This window comes from Mesorhizobium sp. M7A.F.Ca.US.010.02.1.1 (assembly GCF_004023085.1).
Classification (GTDB): domain Bacteria; phylum Pseudomonadota; class Alphaproteobacteria; order Rhizobiales; family Rhizobiaceae; genus Mesorhizobium.
Window position 1 is genome coordinate 174,519 of the sequence record NZ_RZRV01000011.1, and the last position, 22,403, is coordinate 196,921.

A 22,403-nucleotide genomic window follows, 5' to 3' on the forward strand; every position below is an offset into this window, starting at 1 on the left:
CGTAAACGGACTATTCCTCGCGCCCGCCATCGAAGACGACGAGATGGCGGATGCGGCGCGCCCGGCCGAGCGCCGAGATCGTCTCGGGTGCTCCAAGTTCATCGGGAGCGAGCGAGGGAACATCGATGGCCGGACGGTTGTTGAGGAGCTCCTTCTCCGGATCGATGACGCGGATCGAATCGATCAACGCATCGGTGATCGGGTCGGCGCCCAGCCAGAAGGGCTTCTCCACGGCGCTGATGACGCCCAGGCAGCGTGGATTTTCGACGCCGCCGTCAAGCGGCAGGGCAAGCAGTTCGAACTTGTTGGAGCGCCCGTTGCGGCTGAAGCCCTCATAGCTGATGAGCACGACCGACTTCTGCTCGAAGACGCCGTGGATCAGCCGCGAGACCAGCCGTTGATCCTTCTCGCGCCACAGCGACGGAAAGGAAAACCCCTTGAGTTCTCGGCCGTAGCAGGCGCAAAGCCTGGTGCCGGCGAGCCGGAATACGGCTTGCCCGCGCGTGTCCCGCTCCAGGATAAAGGTGTCGGCCAGCAGCGACTTGATGTCGGCCGGTTCGACCTCCGAACGCTTCGGGGCAGGGCGTCCATCACGCAGGCGGTTCCAATATTGGAACAGCGTGATCGATCCATTCTGGTTCATGCTATGCTGCTCCGCGCAATCTGTCGTCTGATGTCCCATCGGTGAACAGAAGGGCGCCCTCCGATGACCTACATGCGTTGCGGAGCAGGAAGCGTGCCAGCGTCGTTAACACTTGTTCACGGGTCGGGGCCGTTAAGGTTAACAAGTGGTTTACGTTGCGTCGAAGCGAGCCCCGTGGCACACAAAAACCACTCCAGAAGCGGTCGTTTCGCGACGATCGGCAGCACTTCAGTCAGAGTTTTAGGGGAGCAGGGGGCTCGACCAGCCGTTCAGGGGAAACCTTGAACGGCTTCTTTTTTGATTCGCGCTAGGCGATTCGGGGTTAACGGCGGGCGTGTATTTCTACCTGCCGACAAGTGCAGGCAACCATCCCGGCGGTCGCTAAGGCGGCATCGTCCGATCGCTATGCGACGAAAAATCTGCGTTCCGTGGTCGGCTGGTGTGAACTATCGCTTCTTCCCCAGGCCGAAGGTCAGCGCCAGAGCGCCAACCAACACGACACCCTTGACGAAGTCCTGCGTGTAGTAGGGCGCGTTCAGCATGGTGAGGCCGTTCAGGAGGACGCCGACGAAAATTGCGCCGGCCACCGTGCCGATCACATGCGGGCGACGCTTGTCGAGCACGGCATAGCCGATCAGCGAGGCCGCCACCGCATCGAGCAGGAGCGAGTTGCCGGCCGAGACGTCGCCGCGGCCGACACGCGAAGCGACGATCAGCCCTCCCAACGAAGCAAGCGTGCCGGACAGGATATAGGCCCAGAGTCGATATGCCTTGGTCGGCGCGCCGGATAGATGCGCGGCCGTTTCGTTGCCGCCGATCGCATAGAAGACGCGTCCCCAGCGCGTACGCTCCATCAGGAACCAGGCGAGGATGGCGACCACCGCCATGACCACGACAGACAGGGGTACGGTGTCGAAGAGCCGCGACCGGCCGAGGATCAGGAAAGCCGGATCGTAAGCACCGGGAACGGACGAGCCGTCGGGCAGCACCATGCCGGCGGTGATGGAGCGGCCGCCGGTCGGGATTAGCTGCAGGCCGGCGAGCAGGAACATTGTCGCCAGCGTGGCGAGAAGATCGGGGACGCCGATGCGGACAATCAGCAGTCCGTTCAGGAGGCCTATGAAGGCGCCCATCAGCAAGACCAGACCCATGGTCTGGGCCGCATCCAGCTGCCATACGACCATGGCATAGCTTGCCGCCATCACCGACGAGGCGGCGATGCTGCCCACCGAGAGATCGAAGCCGTCGGCCGACATCGTGATCGAGACCCCGACGCCGAGGATCGCCACGACCGAAACCGCCTGCAGGATGGAGAACAGGTTGGCCGAGCGGATGAAGGCGGGCTGCGCGTACCAGAAGCCGATCACCATCAGTGCCAGCAGCACGAACAGCGCGTAACGGCGCGTTTCGCGGAAAAGCGATGTGCGCGGGGCGGCCTGCTGGACCGTCGTCGGGTTCGTCATCGATGCTCTCCGGCCTTTTCGCTCTCGACCTTGCCGATCTGGTCGGTCAGCGGGCCATGGCCGTCACCGGCCTCGTGAAGGGAGTGATCGCGCATGACGAGGATGCGGTCGGCAACCTCCAGCGCCTCTTCGGTGTCGCTGGTCGCGATCAGCGTGGCGGAACCGCTTTGGCTGTTGCGGATTGCGGAGATCAGGTCGGCACGCGCCCCGACGTCGACACCCTGGAAGGGCTCGTCGAGCAGCAGCAGCCGGCAAGGTGCCGCCTGCCAGCGGGCGAGCACGACCTTCTGCTGGTTGCCGCCGGAAAGCTCGTCGAGCTTGTCATCGGGGCCGCGCGCCTTGATGCCGAGCCGGGCGATCGCCTCGGCGGCAACCTTGCGCTCGCGCGCGACCCGCAGCAGGCCGTCCGGAAACCAGCGCCTCAGATGTGGCAGGGCAATCGTTCCGGCAATCGAGGCGCCGGGAACCTCGGGCGGTAGCAGCGACGATGCCCAGCGGTCCTCGGCGACCATGAAGACGCCGTTTTCGATCGATCGCGCCGGCCCGTTGGAAAGCCATGGTTTTCCATCGAGCACGAAGCTGCCTTGCGCCAGCGTTTCCAGACCAAAAAGCGCGCGCAACAGCCGGCTCTTGCCAGAGCCAAGCGTGCCGGTCAGCGCGACGACCTCGCCGGAGCGCAGATCGAGATCGAAAGGCCTCGCACCGGGAATCAGTTGCGCACCCTTGATGGAGGCGATGATTGGGGCCGCCGAAATCTTGCCGTCATGGGTGGCGGCTTCCAGCGTCCGCCCGATCATGGCCGCAACGGCGGCCGGGAAATCGATCGGTTTGGCAAAGGCGCCGACGATGCGACCGCCGCGCATGACCACGGCGCGGTCGGCGATGGCGGCAAGGTCGCCCAGCCTGTGCGAGATGTAGAGGATTGCCATGCCGCCCGCGCGCAGCCGCCGGATGATGGCGAAAAGCCGGTCCGCTTCCGTGGCCGAGAGGCTGGATGTCGGCTCGTCGAGGATTAGAACGGAGGCCTTGGCCGCGACGGCGCGGGCGATGGCGATCAATTGCCGCTCCGCCGGCCGCAGGTCGATGAAGTCGCGGTCGAGCGGCAGGTCGAGATCGATCAGCGCCGCGATGGCGCGCGCACGCCTGCGGATCGACCGGGCCGAGACGAAGAAGCGCTCGCCCGGCTGGCAAAGTTCATCGAGCAGAAGATTCTCCGCGACCGTCAGTCCGGCAGCCCCCGCCTGATCCGTCGCCTGATGGACGGTCGCGATGCCGGCGGCCTTGGCGGCGCTGGGCGAGGCGAGGGCGACGATCCCGCCGCCCAGGGTGATCGTTCCGGCGTCGGGTACATGCGAGCCTGAAAGGATTTTCACCAGAGTCGATTTGCCGGCGCCATTGGCGCCCATCAGCGCCACGACCTCCCCGGCTGCCACGGTAAGATCGGCTCCAGCGAGCGCGCGCGTCGGGCCAAAGGATTTTTCGATCCCGGCGACAGCGACGGCAATGGGGGCGGCGGTGAGGGACAATTGGTTCAGCCGGTTACAGGTTGAGCGGGAACTGGGAAAGGCAAGCAAGCCAACGGGGCACGGTCGTAATTGTCAGCCGCCATATTCCATGATCGCCAGTCCGGCATTGTAATCCGGCGAATAGACGATGCCGTTGGCGTCGACGAATACGTCGGTCGACTGGATCACTTGCGGCCGATTCGGACGTTTGTCGACCATGCGGCTGGGAGCCGGCGGCACCAGCGCCCCGGTCTCCTTTGGGCGATAGGGATCGGAGATGTCGAAAACGCGCACGCCGGCATTCTGGTAGGTTGCAAAGATCAGGGTGTCTGACACAAAGCTGCCCGGCCGGTTCTCGTGCAGATTGTGCGGACCGAAATGTCCGCCCTTGGCGGTGTAATCGGTCTCGTCCGGGGTCGGCAGGGTCGAGATCGAAATCGGGTTCGCCGGATCGCGTATGTCGAAGATCCAGGTGAGCTTGCGCCCATCCTCCTCATGGTCGAGCACGGCCTCGTCGGCGACAACGAGCAAGCCGCGTTTGAGCAGCGGCAGCGCCGAATGGGTGCCGCCACCATAGGGCGGCGACCAGTTCCTGTGGCTGATCAGCCTCGGCAGGGCAGGGTCGGCGACATCGAGGACGGTCAACCCGCCGTCGCGCCAGCAGGCATAGGCGGTATCACCCTCGACGACCGCATGATGCAACGCATAGCGGCGGCCGTCGGGCCAGCCGGGTGTCTCGCCGCCGGCAAGATGCATTCCTGGAATCCACCAGCGACCGGCCTCGACTGGCCGTGCCGGGTCCTGAAGGTCGACCGTCAGCAGGATGTAGTCGCTGTAGCCGTCGAGAAGCGCCGATACGTAGGCGTAGCGCCCGCCGACGTACCAGATGCGGTGGATGCCGATGCCGTCGACCGGGAAGAAGCCGATCTGGCGAGGCTGCGTCGGCTTCGAGATGTCATAGACGGCCATGCCGGCCGACCAGGTCCGCGCCGCGCCCGAACCAGACGCGGTGCCGATCGTCTCGCCGATCGACTGGGTGTAGTAGACCTTCTCGTCGAACGCGAAAGCGGCGTCGGCGAACAGATCGCGTGCATGGACGACCAACAGCAGATCCTCATGCGTCTGCAGATGGATGGTCCAGGTATTCGGCGGCGCGGGCACGAACACCGTCCCGCCCGGATTCTTGGGATCCCGTACATCGATGATGGAAAAGCCTTGTGACCAGGGATGCGCGACATAGGCGAAGCCGCGATGCACCATCACCTGCAATCCGTCCGGCCGCCCGCCTTGGTCGGAATGACCGATCAGGCGCATGTTCCTGGAATAGTCGGGGGTGGGGACAGAAACCATAATTGTCTTTCAAAAGGTCGGTCCGGCGCACTTTGCCTGTCGCAGCGGGTGGTGTGGCGGAGGCAGGCGCAATCATCCCCCAGCAGGCCGGGGGATGATTGTTTGGATCGCTGATTTTGTGAAGGCGCTGAAGCTCAATTCGTCGCCGGGATCCACGGTGCCTTTGCGGCATCGCTGTCCTTGAAGGCCGGGAATTTCGCCTGCAGGTCCTCGATCGTCTTGATGTTGTTGTCGACGAGGTCCTTTCTGGTGACGAGCGTCGGCTGGATCAGCACCGAATGGCCGGGATTCTGTCCGGCGATCAGCTGGGCCAGCGCGCGCACCGAAGCTTCGCCGACCACGGCCGGGTTGGTTGCCGCCGTCGCCACCCACGGGCTGTTCGGCTCGAGGATGGCCTGGATGTCCGAGGTCGAGATATCGACACCGTAGATCTTCACCTTGTCTGCCACGCCAAGCTCGTCGATGGCGAGCTTCACGCCACGGGCGAACTCGTCCCATGGGGCGAAGACGACCGAAAGCGTCGGGTTGGCGGTGAGCACGGCCTTGGTCTGGTCGGCGACCGAAGCGGCAACGGTGTCGTTGACCACGCCCCAGGTGGCGACTTCCTTGATGCCTGGGTACTTCTTGCCGAAATCCTTCCACACCGCATAACGGCGGTCGAGCGGTGCGAAGCCGGCGACATAGAGGACGCCGCCGTCGAATTTCTCGCCTTGGTCCTTGACCGCCTGGTCGAGCACGAGGCGCGCCATGTCGGCATCGGACTGCTCGACCTGCGGGATCTTGGGGTTGTCGAGGTTAGTGTCGTAGGCCACCACTGGAATGCCGGCGTCAAGCGCTGCCTGTGCGACGTCCTTGATAGCTTCGGGCTGGCCGTTGTTGATGATGATGCCTTGCACGCCGAGATTGATCGCCTGCTGGATCAACTGCCGCTCGGTGTTGATGTCGTTGCGCGCCTGCGAGATGTTGGCCTCGATGCCGAGCGCATCGGCCTGGCGCTTCACGCCGGCCTCGAATGCCTGGAGCCAGTCACCGGAGCCGAGGAAGCTGACGACGGCGATCTTGACGCCGCCCTTATCGAAGGGTGCCGGCGCGCCGGATATGCCCTGCGCCGAAGCAGCGGTGGCGAGACCGGCTATGCCGGCGGCTGCCGCCAGCGAAAGAATATGCTTGATCATGTGGAGACCCCTTTGAAATTGGCCGCATTCTAGGGAGGAGGCCCATCGCTTCCGAGAACGCTCATTGCGAGTTTTTCAAATCCCGGAGCATTTCCACTTCGCTTCCTTTCGGTTTCGTAGCAAATGAAGACGATGCGGTGCCGGGCGTTCGCTGTTGAGAAAACAGAATTGTTCCAACCCGGACATCCTTGCTCTAAAGGACGCGCAGGAATTCCTGGACCAGATGCGCATGAACGAACCGGTAAACCCTTCGGACACGGAACAGATGGACGACGCGCCGCGACGACGGCGCGAGCCGGTGTTCAACCTGCCACCCGTCGTGTTGGCGGTGATCGGCATCTGCGTCGTCGTCTACCTGTTGCAGCAATATGTGTTGAGCGAATCCCAGCAGATGACATTGCTGTATGACGGGGCCTTCATCCCCGTTCTCTACACCGGGCAATACGGCTTCGACTGGTTCCTGTTTTCGCGGCCGTTCACCTATGCTTTCCTGCACGGCGGTTTCGCGCATCTGGCCATCAACATGGTGTGGCTCGCCGCGTTTGGTTCACCATTGGCAAACCGCCTGGGAACGCTGTGGTTCGCGCTGTTTTTTGCCGCAACCGGGTTGGCTTCGGTCGCGCTTTTCTGGGCGATCCATCCTTATGGTGAGGCGCCGCTGGTCGGGGCTTCCGGTGCGATATCAGGCATGATGGGGGCTGCGGCGCGTTTCGGCTTCCGCACCGACCGTTCGGCCGGCAAGGCCGCCTTCGCCGGCCCTGTGCTGCCGATCGCATTCGTATTGCGCTTGCGCGGTGTCGTGATCTTCCTCGCCATGTGGATGGTCATCAATCTCGCCACCGGCCTGCTCGGGTTTGCCCCAGGGGTAGATGGTCAGATCGCCTGGGAGGCCCATATTGGCGGCTTTTTCGCGGGCTTCTTCGGCTTGCGTTGGTTCGACAGGCGATGGCAGGCGCCTGAATGGGAGACGACCGACCACCGCACTTGAAATGCAACCGATCACGGCGCACGATGTTCACTCTTACGTGAAGGCCGGTCAGGGCAGGAACCGGCAGGCAAAGCAGAGGAGGACGCCATGACGGTGAAGGCAATTCTCGAGAGAAAAGGCCATGACGTGTTGACGCTCGGGCCGAACGAAAAGCTTAGCGAAGCCATCCGCATCCTGGCAGAGCACAAGATCGGTGCGCTGGTCATCACCAATGGCGATCGCAAGATCGTCGGCATCCTGTCAGAGCGCGACATCGTCCGGGTTGTCGCCCGCGAAGGTGGAGCCGCGCTGGATATCGCCGTGCGCTCGGCAATGACGCCGAAGGTGAAGATCTGCAACGAGAATCACACCGTCAACGAGGTGATGGAGATCATGACCCGAGGCCGCTTCCGCCATCTGCCGGTGGAGAAGGACGGCATGCTCGATGGCATCGTGTCCATCGGCGATGTGGTCAAGCGCCGCATCGAGGATGTCGAGCGCGAGGCCGACGAGATCAGGGCCTATATCGCCACCGCCTGAGCGGCGAGGCGAACCGCCGGCCGGAGAACCGACCGGCGGAGCCGTGGTTTACCTGTTGTCGAGTTCGGAGCGGACGAGCGCGAGCCCGCGCCGGGTGATGCGGTAAGGGCCGCCTCCCGACGAAGAAACCGCCTTCTTACGCTTCAGTTTTCGAAACATATCGAGATCGACGCCCGGATAATGCCAGCCGTCGCGGGTCAGGCATTTGACGGAGGCGATCCGCTTTTTCTCGTTCTTTTCGATTTCAATGCGTCCACCCTGCGCGAGCAGGTGCAGGATGCGCTGTTCTATGCGCGAAATGTCCATGTGAGAGTTTTCCGGGAAAACAAAAAATGCCGCCGCCGCGAAGCTTCGCGGCACGGGGTTTCGGTTTTCTGCCCTGCCTCGCCAGGAGGTCAGGGCCTTACCGGGACTGAGCGTAAGTGGACATCCACTCTCCATTGGAATGAGCGTCCTATAGGCGAACGCGGCTGAAAAGGCCAGTCCGTGGCTTTGCGCTTGTCTCTTTTGGCGGTTTGCACTAGCGAAGTTGCAAATCAGAATGTGCATTAATGCAGCTTCCCATCATTCCAGTTCGCAGGCCGCCATGTCCCTTATCGACACCCGTACTCCTGACGCAAAACGCCTGATCCCCGGCGCAACCGGCGACTGGGAGATCATCATCGGCCTCGAGGTCCATGCGCAGGTCACTTCGGAAGCAAAGCTGTTTTCGGGCGCCTCGACGGCCTTCGGCGCGCCGCCTAACGCCAATGTCAGCCTGGTCGATGCGGCGATGCCGGGCATGCTGCCGGTCATCAACGAGGAATGCGTCAAGCAGGCGATCCGTACCGGCCTGGGGCTGAAGGCGCAGATCAACCACAAGTCGGTCTTCGATCGGAAGAACTACTTTTATCCCGACCTGCCGCAGGGCTACCAGATCTCGCAGTTCAAGCAGCCGATCGTCGGCGAGGGCACGGTCATCGTTTCGGTCGGCCCGGACCGCCAGGGCGAATTCGAGGACATCGAGGTCGGCATCGAGCGGCTGCATCTGGAGCAGGATGCCGGCAAGTCGATGCACGACCAGCATGCGACCATGTCCTATGTCGATCTCAACCGCTCCGGCGTGGCGCTGATGGAGATCGTCTCCAAGCCGGACATGCGCTCGGCCGACGAAGCCAAGGCTTATGTCACCAAGCTGCGCACCATTGTACGCTATCTCGGCACCTGCGACGGCAACATGGACGAAGGTTCGATGCGCGCCGACGTCAACGTTTCGGTGCGCAAGCCGGGCGGCGAGTTCGGCACGCGGTGCGAGATCAAGAACGTCAACTCGATCCGCTTCATCGGCCAGGCCATCGACTACGAGGCGCGCAGGCAGATCGCCATCCTCGAGGATGGCGGCAAGATCGATCAGGAGACGCGGCTGTTCGACGCCGTCAAGGGCGAGACGCGCTCGATGCGCTCCAAGGAAGAGGCGCATGATTACCGCTACTTCCCCGATCCCGACCTTTTGCCGCTGGAATTCGACCAGGCCTATGTCGATGCGCTGGCCAAGGAATTGCCGGAACTGCCGGACGACAAGAAGGCGCGGCTGATCGCGTCGCTCGGCCTGTCCGTCTATGACGCCTCGATCCTGGTTTCGGAAAAGCCGATCGCCGACTATTTCGAAAAGGTGGCCGCCGGCCGCGACGGCAAGCTTGCCGCCAATTGGGTCATCAACGATCTGCTCGGGCAATTGAACAAGGCCGGAAAAGACATTGAAAACGCTCCGGTTTCGCCCGAGCAGCTCGGTGCGGTCATCGATCTGATCAGGGATGGCACCATCTCCGGCAAGATCGCCAAGGACCTGTTCGAGATCGTCTGGAATGAGGGCGGCGACCCGCGCCAACTGGTCGAGAGCCGTGGCATGAAGCAGGTCACCGACACCGGCGCCATCGAGAAGGCCGTCGACGACGTTATCGCCGCCAACCCTGACAAGGTCGAACAGGCGCGCGCCAAGCCGAGCATGGCCGGCTGGTTCGTCGGCCAGGTAATGAAGGCGACCGGCGGCAAGGCCAACCCGCAAGCCGTCAACGACCTCGTCAAGGCCAAGCTGGGCATCGAGTAGCGCCGTGTTCGTCCGCACCGCAGGTGAACGCGACCTTGCCGCTGTGCGGACGCTGCTGGTGGAAACGTGGCATGCGACCTATGACGCCATTTATGGCGCTGCCAAAGTCGCCGAGATCACCGACGAATGGCACTCGATCGCTTCGCTCCGCTCGCGGCTGACGCGGCCCAACTCGGAATTCCTGGTGGCCGATGACGGCAAGCGGATCGGCGGCATGGCTTTCGCCGCCGCCACCGCCGATGCGAAAATCATCCTGTTGAACCAGCTCTACGTCCATCCGGACTGTCAGCGGCGGGGGATCGGGCAAGCACTGCTCGACGAGGTCGAAGCCAGTTTCCCGGAAGCGCGAACGCTGCGCGTCGAGGTCGAGGAAGCCAATGCCGGTGCCATCGCCTTCTATCGGTCGAAAGGGTTCTTGCCTGTCAGTGCCGCGGAAGAGTCCCGTGATACCTCAAGGCCGACGACGCTGAGTTTCGAGAAACCGCTGGGATAGACCACCGGGATGAATAGAGCGATCAAGCCATGCGTCATCGCGGCGTTTGCTGTGCCGGCTCACGACGGATATGCAAGGGCATGACCAAACTGTCCCGCATTACAGCGCTGGCGCTGCTCGCCATCATCATTTTCGCGACCTTGTCGCCGATCCAGATGCGGCCGCACCTCGCTGAAGCGAATGTCGAGCGTGCCTTGGCTTATGTCCTGCTGGGCTTCGCCCTGGCGATCGGCTTTCCCAACCGACTGTATCAGGTCGTGATCTTTGTGGCTGTGACCGCCGGCATGCTGGAACTGCTTCAGCTCATTGATCCCGGTCGCCATGCACGCCTCATCGATGCATTGGTGAAAGCCCTTGCCGGGGTGGTTGGGATCGTGGCGGGACACCTGATCGTCAGGGCCGGCGGACAAAAGAGCGAGAGCTAGGCGCGGCGGCAATCCGCCGGGAGTGCGGGACCATCGACCTTGGTCGCGGCCCGTGTCTATCTGGCCGAAGCCTTCTCGCTAGGCAGCGGGAACCTCCACATTGTCGATCAGCCTCGTCTTGCCGAGCCATGCTGCCGCAAGAAGACGCCCTTCGCGGTTTCGACGCCATGGCGCAAGCGTCAGGCTTTGGCGTGCCTCGACATAGTCGACCTCGCGGAAACCGGCGGCGATGAGGGCGCGGCTGGCCTCTTCGGTTGCGTCGCTCTGGCCGGCGCCTGCCGCCAGGGCCGCAGCCGTATTGCGCAATATCACGTTGAGCTGGCGGGCGATCTTCAGTTCGGCCTCATCGAGATAGGCGTTGCGTGACGACATGGCGAGACCATGCGCGTCGCGGATCGTCGGTGCGCCGATGATCTCGACAGGCAGGTCGAGGTCGCGGCAGAGCTGCCTCACCACGCAAAGCTGCTGGTAGTCCTTCTCGCCGAAGACCGCACAGTCGGGCGTTGCCTGCAGGAGGAGCTTTGCCACCACGGTGGCGACGCCGTCGAAAAAAGTCGGCCGAAAGTCCGATTCGAGCCCGGCGGAGGGGCCGCCGACCGAGATTTTCGTGGCGAAGCCGGCAGGATACATCTCGCCAACCGTCGGTGTGAAGGCAAGGTCGGCCTTTGCCGCGCCCAGCCGGTCGAGGTCGCGGCCGAGTTGGCGCGGGTACTTGTCGAGGTCTTCGCTCGGCGCGAACTGCGTCGGGTTGACGAAGATCGACACGACGCAGCGCTCGGCTTTTTGGAGCGCGATCCTGACCAGCGAGATGTGTCCGTCATGCAGTGCACCCATGGTCGGCACCATGGCGACACGAAGGCCGTCGCGCCGCCAGTCCCGGATTTGCGCGCGAAGTGCGGCCACGCTGTCGACGACGACGGGTTGGCTCATGCGTCATCCCTGTTCTTTGTCGCCGAAAAGACATGGCCGGGGCCCGGGAATGTCCGGCCCCGCACCTCGGCTGCATAGGTTTCAGCTGCATGCGAGATCACGCTGCGCAGATCCGCGTATTCCTTGACGAATTTCGGCACGCGATCGACGGTCAGCCCGACCATGTCGTCGATGACCAGGATCTGGCCGTCGCAGTCGCCGCTGGCGCCGATGCCGATGGTTGGAATGGCGATGCGGCGGGTGATTTCGGCGGCGACCCTCTCGACCGTGCCTTCGATGACGACCGAGAAAGCGCCGGCGTTCTCGACGGCAAGCGCATCGCGAAGCAATGCCGCAACAGCCTCCTCGGTGCGGCCCTTGATCTTGTAGCCGCCGTCCTTCTCGACCGATTGCGGCTGCAGGCCAATATGTCCCATCACCGGAATGCCGGCGGCGACGATGGCCTCGATCTGGCTGGTCATGTCGAGGCCGCCTTCGAGCTTCACCGCCTGGCAGCCGGTTTCGTCGACGACCCGCCGCGCCGAGGCCACGGCTTGCGCCGTCGTGACCTCATAGCTGCCGGCCGGCAGGTCGACGACGACGCAGGCCCTGGCCGAGCCGCGCATCACCGCTTGCCCATGCGCAATCATCATCTCTAGCGAGGCGCCCAGCGTCGTCTTGTGGCCATGCAGGACCATGGCGACACTGTCGCCGACCAGAAGCAGGTCAACATGGTGATCGAGCAGACGGGCGATGGGATAGGTATAGGCGGTCAGGCAAACGATCGGCGTGCCGCCCTTGCGGTGGCGAATCGCCTCGGCGCTGATGCGAATGTCGGTGGTCGGCAATTCCGTGGCCAATCGTCACCTCCTTTGGCCTCAAGCCGGGCTGGATGCAGGCATGGGCGCGCAGAGCTTTAGAAATACCGTAAAGGCTTGGCAAGCGTGCATGCAGCGACCGGCAGGATCACAGGCTTGTGTCGGGTTTCCGGCAAGCCATTTGCGCGCACGCCGTGGCAAAAGCCTTGCCTTCGGCAAGGCCTGACGCCATAAGCAGGAAAACGGGCGCTGCCGGCGCGAGGGTTTTGAAATGAAGACTTTCCTTACGCAGTTTTTCACCTGGTGGAACAGCCAGACGATAGGAACCCGCCTGCACACCTGGCGGTACGGCAAGAAGGTCGGCCAGGACGAAACCGGCAATTTCTACTACGAAGGCGGCATCGATTCGGAAGGCCGCACGCGCCGCTGGGTCATCTACCGCAATTATTCGGAAGCTTCGGCGATACCGCCCGGCTGGCACGGCTGGATGCACCACCGCGTCGACGTTGCGCCGTCCAGCGAGGACTACAAGCCGCGCGACTGGCAGAAGCCGCATCAGCCCAATCTGACCGGCAGCCCGGCGGCCTATCGCCCGAAGGGCTCGGTGCTGACCAATCAGCATCGCCCGCAGGTCACCGGCGACTACGATGCCTGGACACCCGGGTCGTAGCGACAGGGTGCAAGCCGGTCCTTTATCGCCACAATTGGTGTTTAGCTGCTTGCTGATCAGAAAACGGCGACTAGCCTTGGCGATCGACAGAATCACCCGGGCGCGAACCACCGGTATCTTTGCATGAGCTTTTCTTACTCAATATCGGCCAGTCTGGCGCTAGCCGCCGGTCTTGCCGTCAGCACCGTGGCCTTCGCCGCTTCGCCTGAGCCCGCGGCACCCGCGCCGGCGCCGCCCGCGGGAGCGGACCGGGTTACCAACGCCGTTGCCGAGTTTGCCGGTATCGACAAGATCACCGGCCGCATCATCACCTTCGATGTCTATATCGACGAGACGGTGCAGTTCGGTGCTTTGCAGGTGACGCCGCGCGTCTGCTATTCGCGGCCACAGACCGAAGAACCGAAGACAGATTCCTTCGTCGAGGTCGACGAGATCACGCTGGACCGCAAGATCCGCCGCATCTTCACCGGCTGGATGTTTGCCGAAAGCCCCGGCCTCAATGCCGTCGAGCATGCCGTCTATGACGTCTGGCTGAAGGCTTGCAAGCAGAAGTCGGATGTGCCGGCGCCCGATGGCGCCAAGGCAGACTCGACCAAAGCCGAGGCGCCCAAGCCCGCCGCGGCCAAACCGAAAGCCGCGACCGCTCCGGACGTGACAGAGCCTGGCGTGACGGAGCCGGACGCTTCGGACCCCGATACGACCGACACCAACTGATCCTCCGGAACCGTCCTTGCCACCATACGTTGGGGCACGGATGAGCGCGCATTTATGCGCAGGGAGGATCTTCCGATGTCAGACAGCAAGCGGATCACGGCCGGCAAGACAGAGTTGCTGGAACTCGAAAAGGGATTCTGGACGGGCGACGCGGCCTACTATGCGGCCAATGCCGACACCGAATGCTTGGTGGCGTTTCCGCAGATGGCACAGGCGATGGACAATGCGGATCTCGCCAAGACCGCAACCAAGCCCAACCGCTGGCGCGACCTGAAAATCGACCTCAAGGGTATTATCGAGCCGGGCAGCGACATCATCATGCTGACCTACGAGGCACATGCGACACGCGAGAACGGCGAACCTTACGCCGCGCTGGTCAGCACCGGCTATGTCCATCGCGTCAACGGCTGGAAGATGATGTTCCATTCGCAGACGCCATTGGAAGCCGCCACTGGGAAGTAGGCTCAATCTTCAGGGATAGAATTGGGCGTCAGGGATAGAATACGGCCTCGCCCTTCAGCGCGTCGGCCAGCATCTTTTCATATTTGCCGCGCGGCACGTCGACGGCGCCGAAGCGCTTGAGGTGCTCGGTGGTGAACTGCGTATCGAGCAGCGCGAAGCCGCGTGCCTTCAAGCGCTCCACGAGATAGAAAAGGCAGGTCTTGGAAGCGTCCGTCTCCCTGGCGAACATGCTCTCGCCAAAAAACACCCGGCCGAGCGACACGCCATAGAGGCCACCGACCAGCCGGTCCTCGCGCCACGCCTCGACCGAATGACAATGGCCTATCCGATGCAACTCGACATAGGCTTCGCGGATCGGCGCATTGATCCAGGTCGAGCGCCGTTCCACCCGCTTCTCGGCGCAACCGTCGATCGTGGCTTCGAAATCGAAATCAAAACGGATGTCGAAGGGGTTCTTCTTGATCGTTTTCCTCAGGCTCTTCGGTGCGTGAAAACCATCGAGCGGGATGATGCCGCGCGTCTCCGGCCGCACCCAGAACACCTCCGGGTCGCCGGCACTTTCTGCCATTGGGAAGACGCCCGAGGCGTAGGCCTTGAGCAGCAGGTCGGTGGGGATGCGATAGCCGGGCGCGTAGGGGCGGGTCATCGCGTCTCCGCGCTACTCTTCCTTGGCCAGATATTTTTCCAGCCAGTGGATGTCATAATCGCCATTGGCGATGTCGGCATTGCCGACGAGATCGCGAAACAGCGGCAGCGTCGTCTTGATACCGTCGACGACGAACTCGTCCAGGGCGCGGCGCAGGCGCATCATGCACTCGACGCGATTACGCCCATGCACGATCAGCTTGCCGATCAGGCTGTCGTAATAGGGCGGGATCTTGTAGCCGGAATAGACGCCGGAATCGACGCGGATGCCCAGGCCGCCCGGTGTGTGGAAATGGGTGATCGTGCCGGGCGAGGGGGTGAAGGTGCGCGGGTCCTCGGCGTTGATGCGGCATTCGATGGCGTGGCCGTTGAACTTGATGTCCTCCTGCTTCACCGAGAGGCCGCCGCCGGAGGCGACGCGGATCTGCTCGTGCACGAGATCGATGCCGGTGATCGCTTCGGTCACCGGATGCTCGACCTGCAGGCGCGTGTTCATCTCGATGAAGTAGAACTCGCCATTCTCGTAGAGGAACTCGATCGTGCCGGCGCCGGAATAGCCGAGGTCGGCGATCGCCTTGGCGCAGATGCCGCCGATGCGGGCGCGCTCTTCGGCATTGAGGGCGGGAGAGGGCGCCTCTTCCCAGACCTTCTGGTGGCGGCGCTGCAAGGAACAGTCGCGCTCGCCGAAATGCACGCCGCGGCCAAAGCCGTCACCAAACACCTGGACTTCGATATGGCGCGGCTTTTCCAGATATTTTTCAATATAAACGGCATCGTCGCCGAAGGCGGCACCGGCTTCGGTGCTCGCCGTCTGCAGGGCGATCTCCAGGTCAGCCTCGGTGAGGGCGACCTTCATACCGCGCCCGCCACCGCCGGCCGATGCCTTGATGATCACGGGATAGCCGATCTCGGCGGCAATGCGCCTGGCTTCCTTCTGGTCGGTGACGGCGCCGTCCGAACCGGGCACAACCGGAATGCCGAGGCGCTTGGCGGTTCGCTTGGCCTCGATCTTGTCGCCCATGATGCGGATATGGTCGCCGGACGGACCGATGAAGGTGATGTTGTGCGCGGCCAGTATGTCGGCGAACTTGGCGTTCTCCGACAGGAAGCCGTAGCCCGGATGCACGGCGTCGGCGCCGGTGATTTCGCAGGCCGCAACGATCTGATGGATGTTGAGATAGCTGTCGCGCGATGGCGGCGGACCGATGCAGACGCTCTCGTCCGCGAGCCGCACATGCATGGCGTCGGCATCGGCGGTCGAATGCACCACCACCGTCTGGATGCCGAGTTCCTTGCAGGCGCGCAGCACCCGGAGGGCGATTTCGCCGCGATTGGCGATGAGGATCTTCTGAAACATCAGGCCCGCTCTACTCGATCACGACGAGCGGCATGCCATATTCGACCGGCTGCGAATCCTCGAAAAGGATCGCGGTCACCGTGCCGGCGCGTGGCGAGGGGATCTGGTTCATCGTCTTCATCGCTTCGATGATCAGCAGCGTCTGGCCTTCCTTGACCTTCTGGCCGACTTCGATGAATGCCTTGGCGTCCGGCGACGGCGCCAGGTAGGCCGTGCCGACCATCGGCGAGGTGACTGCGTTCTTGGAAATATCTGCCACAACGGGCAGAGCTACGGAGGCAGCTTGCGCTGCTGCCGGCGCATAGGCCTGCTGCGGCGCTGCGATTGCATGAACAGCCGGCGCCTGCCGCGAGACGCGCACCTTCAGGTCGCCCAGTTCAACCTCGATCTCGGTGAGGTTGGTGTCGTTCAGTATGCCCGCCAGATCGCGAATCAGTTGCTGGTCAACACCGGTCTTCTTTATCGACATTTTCGAGCCTTCTGTTTGTTGGCCGGTCATAGGCGTGCGGCCAGCGCCTGTAGCGCCAGCGTATAGCCGAGCGGCCCAAAGCCACAGATCATGCCGACGGCGACCGGCGCGACCATGGAGACGTGGCGGAATGGTTCCCGCGCATGGATGTTGGAAAGATGAACTTCGGCCACCGGCAACGGTGCGACGGCGCGGATGGCGTCGTGGATGGCAATCGAGGTGTGGCTGTAGGCGCCCGGATTGATGACGATGCCGACAGCCTTGTCGCCGGCTTCCTGAATCCAGTCGACAAGGTCGCCCTCATGGTTCGACTGGCGGAAATCGATCTCGAACCCCAGCGCCGTGCCTGCCTGCTTGCAGTCGTCGGCGATCGCGGCAAGCGTCTTGCCGCCATAGATGCCCGGCTCGCGCTTGCCGAGCGCGTTGAGATTGGGACCGTTCAGGACGAAAACCGTTTTCAAAAAGCCGACCTTTCCCGGCGCCGTCATCAAGCCGGCGCGCTGGGCCCTCTATAATGGGCATAGCCGCCCGCGGAAAGAGCGCAAGTGCGTTCTTTCACTGTCCACAACAGGCGGAAATGTGCCCGTGAGAAATAGCTGGCGAGCAAGATCAGAGCGCGGCTTTCGCCGCCTCGATCTTTTCAGCCAGCACTTCCTGCCCGAGCGCCCCGAACACCACCTCGTTGCCGACGACATAGGACGGCGTTCCGGTGATCGCCAGCTTGTTGGCAAGATCGTAGGTCTTGGCGAGGGCCTCGTTGATTGTCGGGTCCTTCATCTTCTCGCGCAGCGCCGCTTCGTCGGCACCGAGCGATAGCGCGACCTTCATGGCCGCCGCCTCGGTGGCGCGCCCCTGGCCACCGAGCAACGCATTGTGGAACTCGCCGTACTTTTCCGGGTGCATCAGGTGGAAGGCCATCGAGACCACGCTCGCCTTCTGCGAATCCGGTCCGAGGATGGGGAATTCCTTGAGCACGAAACGCAGGTCCGGATCGGTCTTGGTCAGCGCCTGCATGTCGTCGATGGCGCGTTTGCAGAAGCCGCAATTGTAGTCGTAGAACTCGACGATGGTGACCTTGCCGTTGGGATTGCCGACGACGCCGTCGAAGGCGGAGTTGAAGATCTGGTCCTTGGCATCCTTGATCACGCCGAGATGAGCGATGCGCTGCTCTTCCTTCTGCTTGGCCTCAAGCGCATCCTGGACCTCCAGGAGGACTTCCGGGTTTTTCAACAAATAGTCGCGGATGATGCCTTCGACCTCGGTGCGGTCGATCTTGGTATCGGCCGCCGCCGTCTCGACCGGCTGCGCGGTACCGGCCTTGGCGATCTGCGGGTTTCCGGCAACGAATCCGAAAGCCAGCATGGCCAGGGCGACCGCAACCCCCGTGGTGCCCAGCAGCAGTGCCTTTTTCATCGTTCCTGTTCCTTCTACCTGTTTTCCGGTCTGGCTATGTCGTGGCGCGCGACCGGAAGGTTCACTTGATCTTGGTTGACGGCCTGTAGTTTATGATATCCTGGGCGCGAAGCCAGCGCGGCTCGCCGCGTTTCATCTGCTGTTGCGCCCGCATGGCGAAAATCTTCGCATCCTTGTAGTTGCCGGAATAGAAATGGCTTTCGGCGGTGGCAAGTTCCGCGCCAGGTATGTCACCCAACTCGCCATAGGCCTGTGCCAGATAGCGATATCCGGCTGAATTTTCCTTGTCGCGACCGAGGCCATTGTTGATCTGCACGACGGCTTTTTTGAGGGAGTCGGGCCTGCCGACGGCCATCAGCGCCTGACCCACGGACACCGGCAGCAGACCGGACCGAGCCGAATCGAGGCTGACCGCCTTGGCGTAAGCGTCCGCAGCTTCCTTGGGTTTGTTTGCTTTCATCAGGATGTCGCCGCGCAGTTCCTGGAAGTAGGCATTCTTCGGCTGCGCTTTGATCAGTGCATTGGTCTTGGCGAGAGCGGCGGCGATGTTGCCGAACAGGTAGGTCGACTGGGCATCGCCGTACTGCGCGGCGAGGGTTCCTTGCATCTTTCGCATCAGCCGCGACGCGGCCGCCTGGCCTTCCATGTAGACGGCGATCTTCACCCGCATCATGTCATGGCGCTGCTGCAGCGCGGGCGGGTCTGGCCTGTCGACATTGGGGTCCTGTTTCACCAGCACTTCGAGATTGGCGATGCGGTCCTGCGGCATCGGATGGCTGATCCGATACGGATCGACCTGGGCGCCCGAAAGCGAAAGTGCGGTCTGGAAGCGGCGGAATGTCTTCAGCATGCCCATGCCGGACTGGCCGGTGGCGTTGAGATAGGTGATCGCCGAGCGGTCGGCCGTCATCTCCTCGGTGCGCTGATAGGCGAGGATGCTGCGCTGTGCCATCTCGCCGCCGCCAGCGGCCACGCCCATGCCAGCGCCGGCGAGACCGCGGCTGCTGGTTGTGGCACCGGCGACAATGGCGCCGGCGCCAAGCAATGTCGCGATGACGGCCATCGTCTTGGCTCGTTCGAGCTGGTCGCGCAGCTTCTGCTGGTGGCCGCCGGCGATATGGCCGGCTTCGTGCGCGATGACGCCGATGATCTCGTTGGGCGTTTCAGCCGTCATCAGCGCGCCGGTGTTGATGAACAGCCGGCGCCCGGTGACGAAGGCGTTGAAACTCTGGTCGTTGACCAGAACGATGTCAATGCCGTCATTCGCCAAGCCGGCCGCCCTGAAGATCGGCCGCGCGTAATCGCGCACCAGCGCCTCGATCTCGGCGTCGCGCACCACCGGCACGTTCTGGGCGAAGGCACTAACCGAGCTCGCCATTGCAACGGCAACGCCAAGCGAAAGCGTCGCGAAGACGCGCGCTGCCTGGGCAATCGTCGATCTGGGTCGGCTCAACATGATGGCTCCACTGGTAGACGAGCGGGCGAAAGATGAAAAGTCGGCGCCGGAAACTTCCTCAACTTGTGATCCTCACATCAATCGGGCATTTGTGCGGCACATGCGCCAGTGCGTGGCGCCGTCAGTCATCGGGAATACTGGTTAAATGGTCGTTTCGCTCTCACGCCGTGGCAATGTCGAGCCCTTCCATGCGATGGACATTCTGGCAGAGGCAAACCGGCTGAAGTCCCAGGGCGTGCCGGTTGTTTCGATGGCCGTCGGCCAGCCCTCCGATCCCGCACCGGTTCTGGTTCGCGCCGCAGCCGCCAAGGCGCTGCAGGATGGACGCATCGGCTACACCGATGCGCTGGGACTGGCAGGTTTGCGCAAGGCGATCGCCGGACACTATGCCGATCACTACGGGCTTGATATCGAGCCCGGCCGGATCGCGGTGACCACTGGATCGTCGGCCGCCTTCAACCTCGCCTTCCTGGCGATGTTCGATGGGGGTGACCGGGTCGCCATCGCGGCACCCGGCTATCCTGCCTATCGCAACATCATGGCCGCACTCGGCATCGAGGTGGTCGAGATCGAGCTCGGCGACGCCGCCTATCTGCATGCCGGCCATCTCGAGACCGCGCATCGTGAAAAGCCGCTGAAAGGCGTTCTCTTCGCCAGCCCCGCCAATCCAACCGGCGCGGTCATACCGGCCGATGAACTGGCGGTTCTGGTGAGGACGGCACAAGAGCTCGGCATCGCCGTCATCTCCGACGAAATCTATCACCGGCTGGCCTATGCCGCCCCCGACACCACGGCGCTGGCCTATGGCGGCGACGTGACGGTGATCAACTCCTTCTCCAAATATTACTGCATGACGGGCTGGCGCATCGGCTGGATGGTGCTGCCGCAAGAGCTGGTGCGGCCGGTCGAGCGCGTCGCCCAGAGCCTCTACATCTCGCCGCCGGAACTGTCGCAGATCGCCGCGATCGAAGCGTTCAGGGCGACCGAGGAGCTGGAGGCGGTAAAAGGCCGCTACGCCTGGAATCGCGAGCTTTTGATGAAACGCCTGCCGGAACTCGGCTTTCCGCTGGCAGCGCCCATGGACGGCGCCTTCTATGCCTTCTGTGACGTCACCAGGCATACCAATGACAGCATGGCCTTCGCACGCAAGATGCTGGCTGAGGCGCATGTGGCGGCAACGCCCGGCCGCGACTTCGACACTCAGGCTGGGCACCGGACGATGCGGTTTTCCTATGCCGGCAGCCACGACGACATGGTCGAGGCAATGGCGCGCATCGAACGCTGGTTGAGGTAGCACCATGCCGGAACTCGAACAGCCCCTCAGACTTGATCAGGCCTCCAAACTTGATCAGGCCCCCAAACTTGATCAGGCATTGGCCGAAGTCGCCGCCGAAATGGCCGATCGCATCGATCGCGGTGATGTCGCTTCCTACATTCCGCAGTTGGGCAAGGTCGATCCGAAGAAATTCGGCATCGCAGCGGTCACCAATGACGGCCGCGTGCTGACGGCAGGGGACGCCGACCAGGCCTTTTCCATCCAGAGCATCTCGAAAGTGTTCACCCTGACACTGGCGCTCGGCAATGTCGGCGACGCGCTGTGGCAGCGGGTCGGCCGCGAACCGTCAGGCAATCCGTTCAACTCGATCGTGCAGCTCGAGCATGAGAACGGCATTCCGCGCAATCCGTTCATCAATGCCGGCGCCATCGTCATTTCCGACATCCTGCTTGCCGGCCACCAGCCGCGCGAGGCGATCGGCGAGATCCTGCGCTTCATCCAGTTCCTGGCCGACGACGAGACTGTTATCATCGACCGCGAGGTCGCGGCGTCCGAACGGGCCACCGGCTATCGCAACTTCGCGCTTGCCAACTACATGAAATCTTTCGGCAATCTCCACCACGCGCCGGAGCTGGCGCTGGGCGTCTACTTCCACCATTGCGCCATCGCCATGAGCTGCCGGCAACTGGCGCTCGCCGGCCGCTTCCTCGCCAATGGCGGCAAGAACCCTGCGACCGGGCATTCCGTGGTGTCGGCCGAGCGGGCGCGCCGCATCGGCGCCATGATGCTGACCTGCGGCCACTATGACGGCTCCGGCGATTTCGCCTTCCGCGTCGGCATTCCCGGCAAGAGCGGCGTCGGCGGCGGCATATTGGGCATCGTGCCGGGCGTGGCGTCGCTTGCCGTCTGGTCGCCGGGCCTCAATGCCAACGGCAACTCCAAGCTGGGGTCGATCGCGCTGGAAAAGCTGGCCAGGATGATGAACTGGTCGATCTTCGCGCCGTGATGCATGTCGCCCAAAAGTGCGCAGCGGTTTTGGGACAACGACATGCTTGGAATCAAAGAAGCGTTTTAGCCTTTCGCGATCCGGCATAACGCCAGATAAGAAAATCCCGCACGGTCTTCGAGACGGCGCGGGATTTTTTGTCAGAGAACTAGCTCAGGTGGCTGAAAGGCTTAGAAAAAGCCCTTCCGCTGCCACCATCCGCCGCGTTTCGGCTTGTCCTCGGTCTTGTCCTCAGCCTTGGCCGCGGGTTCTTCCGCTACGGTCGAAGACACCACCGGCTCGACCGGCGCATTCACCGCCGCCGGCTTGCGCCGCGACGGGCGGGCCTTCGGCGCCTTCTCGACAGCCACCGCCTCGTCGGACGCAGTGGCCGGCGTCTCGACCTGTGCTTCCGCCTCGGCAGCCGGCTCTTCGGCGACGATTTCGGCCGCGGCCTTCTTCGGCTTGGCGGCACGGCGTGGCTTCTTGGGCTTCTCCGTGCTCGGCGCGTCGTCATTGGCCGGAGCAAGCGCCACCGGCTCTTCGGCCGCTGCGGTAACCACCGGCTCGCTGGCGATCACC

24 protein-coding genes and 1 pseudogene are annotated in these 22,403 nt (G+C 63.1%); 10 read left to right on the forward strand and 15 right to left on the reverse strand.

The genetic code is table 11. The features are described 5' to 3' along the window. Nucleotides 1–10: 10 nt before the first annotated feature. From EOA19_RS14945 to EOA19_RS14965, 5 genes are all read right to left on the reverse strand, one after another. A complete protein-coding gene (locus EOA19_RS14945; RefSeq protein ID WP_027039196.1) occupies nucleotides 11–643 on the reverse strand; it encodes a PAS domain-containing protein in 633 nt (210 codons plus the stop codon). Between the two features lie 446 nt (nucleotides 644–1,089). Then, nucleotides 1,090–2,106: an ABC transporter permease gene (locus EOA19_RS14950; protein ID WP_128304034.1), complete on the reverse strand. Its 1,017-nt coding sequence runs from the start codon at nucleotides 2,104–2,106 to the stop codon at nucleotides 1,090–1,092. Further along, nucleotides 2,103–3,632 carry a sugar ABC transporter ATP-binding protein gene (locus tag EOA19_RS14955; RefSeq protein ID WP_128304035.1) on the reverse strand — a complete coding sequence of 510 codons (1,530 nt, stop codon included), beginning with the start codon at nucleotides 3,630–3,632 and terminating at the stop codon, nucleotides 2,103–2,105. Before EOA19_RS14955 ends, EOA19_RS14950 begins: the two co-directional genes overlap by 4 nt. 72 nt (nucleotides 3,633–3,704) lie before the next feature. Further along, on the reverse strand, nucleotides 3,705–4,961 hold the full coding sequence (locus EOA19_RS14960; RefSeq protein WP_206638041.1) for a hypothetical protein: 1,257 nt from the start codon (nucleotides 4,959–4,961) through the stop codon (nucleotides 3,705–3,707). A 134-nt stretch (nucleotides 4,962–5,095) separates the two neighbouring features. Beyond that, a complete protein-coding gene (locus EOA19_RS14965) occupies nucleotides 5,096–6,136 on the reverse strand; it encodes a substrate-binding domain-containing protein (RefSeq protein WP_023812144.1) in 1,041 nt (346 codons plus the stop codon). Nucleotides 6,137–6,365: 229 nt separating this feature from the next. Here EOA19_RS14965 and EOA19_RS14970 point away from each other — a divergent pair, with 229 nt between their 5' ends. Continuing rightward, nucleotides 6,366–7,124 carry a rhomboid family intramembrane serine protease gene (locus tag EOA19_RS14970; RefSeq protein ID WP_128304049.1) on the forward strand — a complete coding sequence of 253 codons (759 nt, stop codon included), beginning with the start codon at nucleotides 6,366–6,368 and terminating at the stop codon, nucleotides 7,122–7,124. Nucleotides 7,125–7,211: 87 nt separating this feature from the next. Next, nucleotides 7,212–7,643 (forward strand): CBS domain-containing protein, encoded by a 432-nt coding sequence (locus tag EOA19_RS14975; protein ID WP_023812142.1) that lies wholly within the window; start codon nucleotides 7,212–7,214, stop codon nucleotides 7,641–7,643. A 48-nt stretch (nucleotides 7,644–7,691) separates the two neighbouring features. Here the strand turns inward: EOA19_RS14975 and EOA19_RS14980 are convergent, their stop codons facing one another. Then, nucleotides 7,692–7,949, reverse strand: a complete 258-nt coding sequence (locus EOA19_RS14980) for a YjhX family toxin (protein WP_128304037.1) — start codon at nucleotides 7,947–7,949, stop codon at nucleotides 7,692–7,694. A gap of 280 nt (nucleotides 7,950–8,229) precedes the next feature. On the opposite strand from EOA19_RS14980, the gene gatB reads away from it, so the two are divergent. The 3 genes from gatB to EOA19_RS15000 are packed head-to-tail and all read left to right on the forward strand — an operon-like array spanning nucleotide 8,230 to nucleotide 10,647. Then, nucleotides 8,230–9,729, forward strand: coding sequence for an Asp-tRNA(Asn)/Glu-tRNA(Gln) amidotransferase subunit GatB (gene gatB / locus EOA19_RS14990; protein ID WP_128304038.1), 1,500 nt, complete (start codon nucleotides 8,230–8,232; stop codon nucleotides 9,727–9,729). Between the two features lie 4 nt (nucleotides 9,730–9,733). After that, nucleotides 9,734–10,222 (forward strand): GNAT family N-acetyltransferase, encoded by a 489-nt coding sequence (locus EOA19_RS14995; protein ID WP_128304039.1) that lies wholly within the window; start codon nucleotides 9,734–9,736, stop codon nucleotides 10,220–10,222. A gap of 29 nt (nucleotides 10,223–10,251) precedes the next feature. Beyond that, nucleotides 10,252–10,647 (forward strand): hypothetical protein, encoded by a 396-nt coding sequence (locus EOA19_RS15000; protein WP_245465083.1) that lies wholly within the window; start codon nucleotides 10,252–10,254, stop codon nucleotides 10,645–10,647. A gap of 78 nt (nucleotides 10,648–10,725) precedes the next feature. Here the strand turns inward: EOA19_RS15000 and panC are convergent, their stop codons facing one another. Together panC and panB are read right to left on the reverse strand one after the other, a co-directional pair. Then, nucleotides 10,726–11,577, reverse strand: coding sequence for a pantoate--beta-alanine ligase (panC, locus tag EOA19_RS15005; RefSeq protein ID WP_128304040.1), 852 nt, complete (start codon nucleotides 11,575–11,577; stop codon nucleotides 10,726–10,728). After that, nucleotides 11,574–12,416, reverse strand: a complete 843-nt coding sequence (panB, locus tag EOA19_RS15010) for a 3-methyl-2-oxobutanoate hydroxymethyltransferase (RefSeq protein ID WP_128304041.1) — start codon at nucleotides 12,414–12,416, stop codon at nucleotides 11,574–11,576. Before panB ends, panC begins: the two co-directional genes overlap by 4 nt. Nucleotides 12,417–12,645: 229 nt before the next feature. Between panB and EOA19_RS15015 the strand changes: the two genes are divergently transcribed. From EOA19_RS15015 to EOA19_RS15025, 3 genes are all read left to right on the forward strand, one after another. Continuing rightward, nucleotides 12,646–13,044 (forward strand): NADH:ubiquinone oxidoreductase subunit NDUFA12, encoded by a 399-nt coding sequence (locus tag EOA19_RS15015; RefSeq protein WP_013531353.1) that lies wholly within the window; start codon nucleotides 12,646–12,648, stop codon nucleotides 13,042–13,044. A 123-nt stretch (nucleotides 13,045–13,167) separates the two neighbouring features. Beyond that, nucleotides 13,168–13,758 carry a DUF2155 domain-containing protein gene (locus EOA19_RS15020; protein ID WP_128304042.1) on the forward strand — a complete coding sequence of 197 codons (591 nt, stop codon included), beginning with the start codon at nucleotides 13,168–13,170 and terminating at the stop codon, nucleotides 13,756–13,758. A gap of 75 nt (nucleotides 13,759–13,833) precedes the next feature. After that, the gene (locus EOA19_RS15025; protein ID WP_023812135.1) at nucleotides 13,834–14,220 is read left to right on the forward strand and encodes a hypothetical protein; all 387 of its coding nucleotides are present in this window, start codon (nucleotides 13,834–13,836) and stop codon (nucleotides 14,218–14,220) included. Nucleotides 14,221–14,248: 28 nt separating this feature from the next. On the opposite strand, the gene aat is transcribed toward EOA19_RS15025, so the two are convergent. The 6 genes from aat to EOA19_RS15055 all read right to left on the reverse strand — a co-directional run bounded on the left by aat (nucleotide 14,249) and on the right by EOA19_RS15055 (nucleotide 19,560). Then, nucleotides 14,249–14,866 (reverse strand): leucyl/phenylalanyl-tRNA--protein transferase, encoded by a 618-nt coding sequence (gene aat, locus EOA19_RS15030; RefSeq protein WP_023812134.1) that lies wholly within the window; start codon nucleotides 14,864–14,866, stop codon nucleotides 14,249–14,251. A 12-nt stretch (nucleotides 14,867–14,878) separates the two neighbouring features. Next, nucleotides 14,879–16,222 carry an acetyl-CoA carboxylase biotin carboxylase subunit gene (gene accC, locus EOA19_RS15035; protein ID WP_023812133.1) on the reverse strand — a complete coding sequence of 448 codons (1,344 nt, stop codon included), beginning with the start codon at nucleotides 16,220–16,222 and terminating at the stop codon, nucleotides 14,879–14,881. 10 nt (nucleotides 16,223–16,232) lie between these two features. Further along, nucleotides 16,233–16,691: an acetyl-CoA carboxylase biotin carboxyl carrier protein gene (gene accB / locus EOA19_RS15040; protein WP_023812132.1), complete on the reverse strand. Its 459-nt coding sequence runs from the start codon at nucleotides 16,689–16,691 to the stop codon at nucleotides 16,233–16,235. A gap of 26 nt (nucleotides 16,692–16,717) precedes the next feature. Then, nucleotides 16,718–17,152, reverse strand: coding sequence for a type II 3-dehydroquinate dehydratase (aroQ, locus tag EOA19_RS15045; RefSeq protein ID WP_013531359.1), 435 nt, complete (start codon nucleotides 17,150–17,152; stop codon nucleotides 16,718–16,720). Nucleotides 17,153–17,300: 148 nt separating this feature from the next. After that, nucleotides 17,301–18,104 carry a DsbA family protein gene (locus EOA19_RS15050; protein WP_128304043.1) on the reverse strand — a complete coding sequence of 268 codons (804 nt, stop codon included), beginning with the start codon at nucleotides 18,102–18,104 and terminating at the stop codon, nucleotides 17,301–17,303. Nucleotides 18,105–18,165: 61 nt separating this feature from the next. Next, nucleotides 18,166–19,560 (reverse strand): M48 family metalloprotease, encoded by a 1,395-nt coding sequence (locus EOA19_RS15055; protein ID WP_128304044.1) that lies wholly within the window; start codon nucleotides 19,558–19,560, stop codon nucleotides 18,166–18,168. 145 nt (nucleotides 19,561–19,705) lie between these two features. On the opposite strand from EOA19_RS15055, the gene EOA19_RS15060 reads away from it, so the two are divergent. Both EOA19_RS15060 and EOA19_RS15065 read left to right on the forward strand, forming a co-directional pair. Beyond that, nucleotides 19,706–20,854: an aminotransferase class I/II-fold pyridoxal phosphate-dependent enzyme gene (locus tag EOA19_RS15060; RefSeq protein WP_023812129.1), complete on the forward strand. Its 1,149-nt coding sequence runs from the start codon at nucleotides 19,706–19,708 to the stop codon at nucleotides 20,852–20,854. A 4-nt stretch (nucleotides 20,855–20,858) separates the two neighbouring features. Beyond that, nucleotides 20,859–21,842, forward strand: a complete 984-nt coding sequence (locus EOA19_RS15065; RefSeq protein ID WP_050592706.1) for a glutaminase — start codon at nucleotides 20,859–20,861, stop codon at nucleotides 21,840–21,842. 170 nt (nucleotides 21,843–22,012) lie between these two features. Here EOA19_RS15065 and EOA19_RS15070 read toward each other — a convergent pair. Next, nucleotides 22,013–22,403 (reverse strand): annotated as a pseudogene (locus tag EOA19_RS15070) (ribonuclease E/G); the annotation flags it as partial.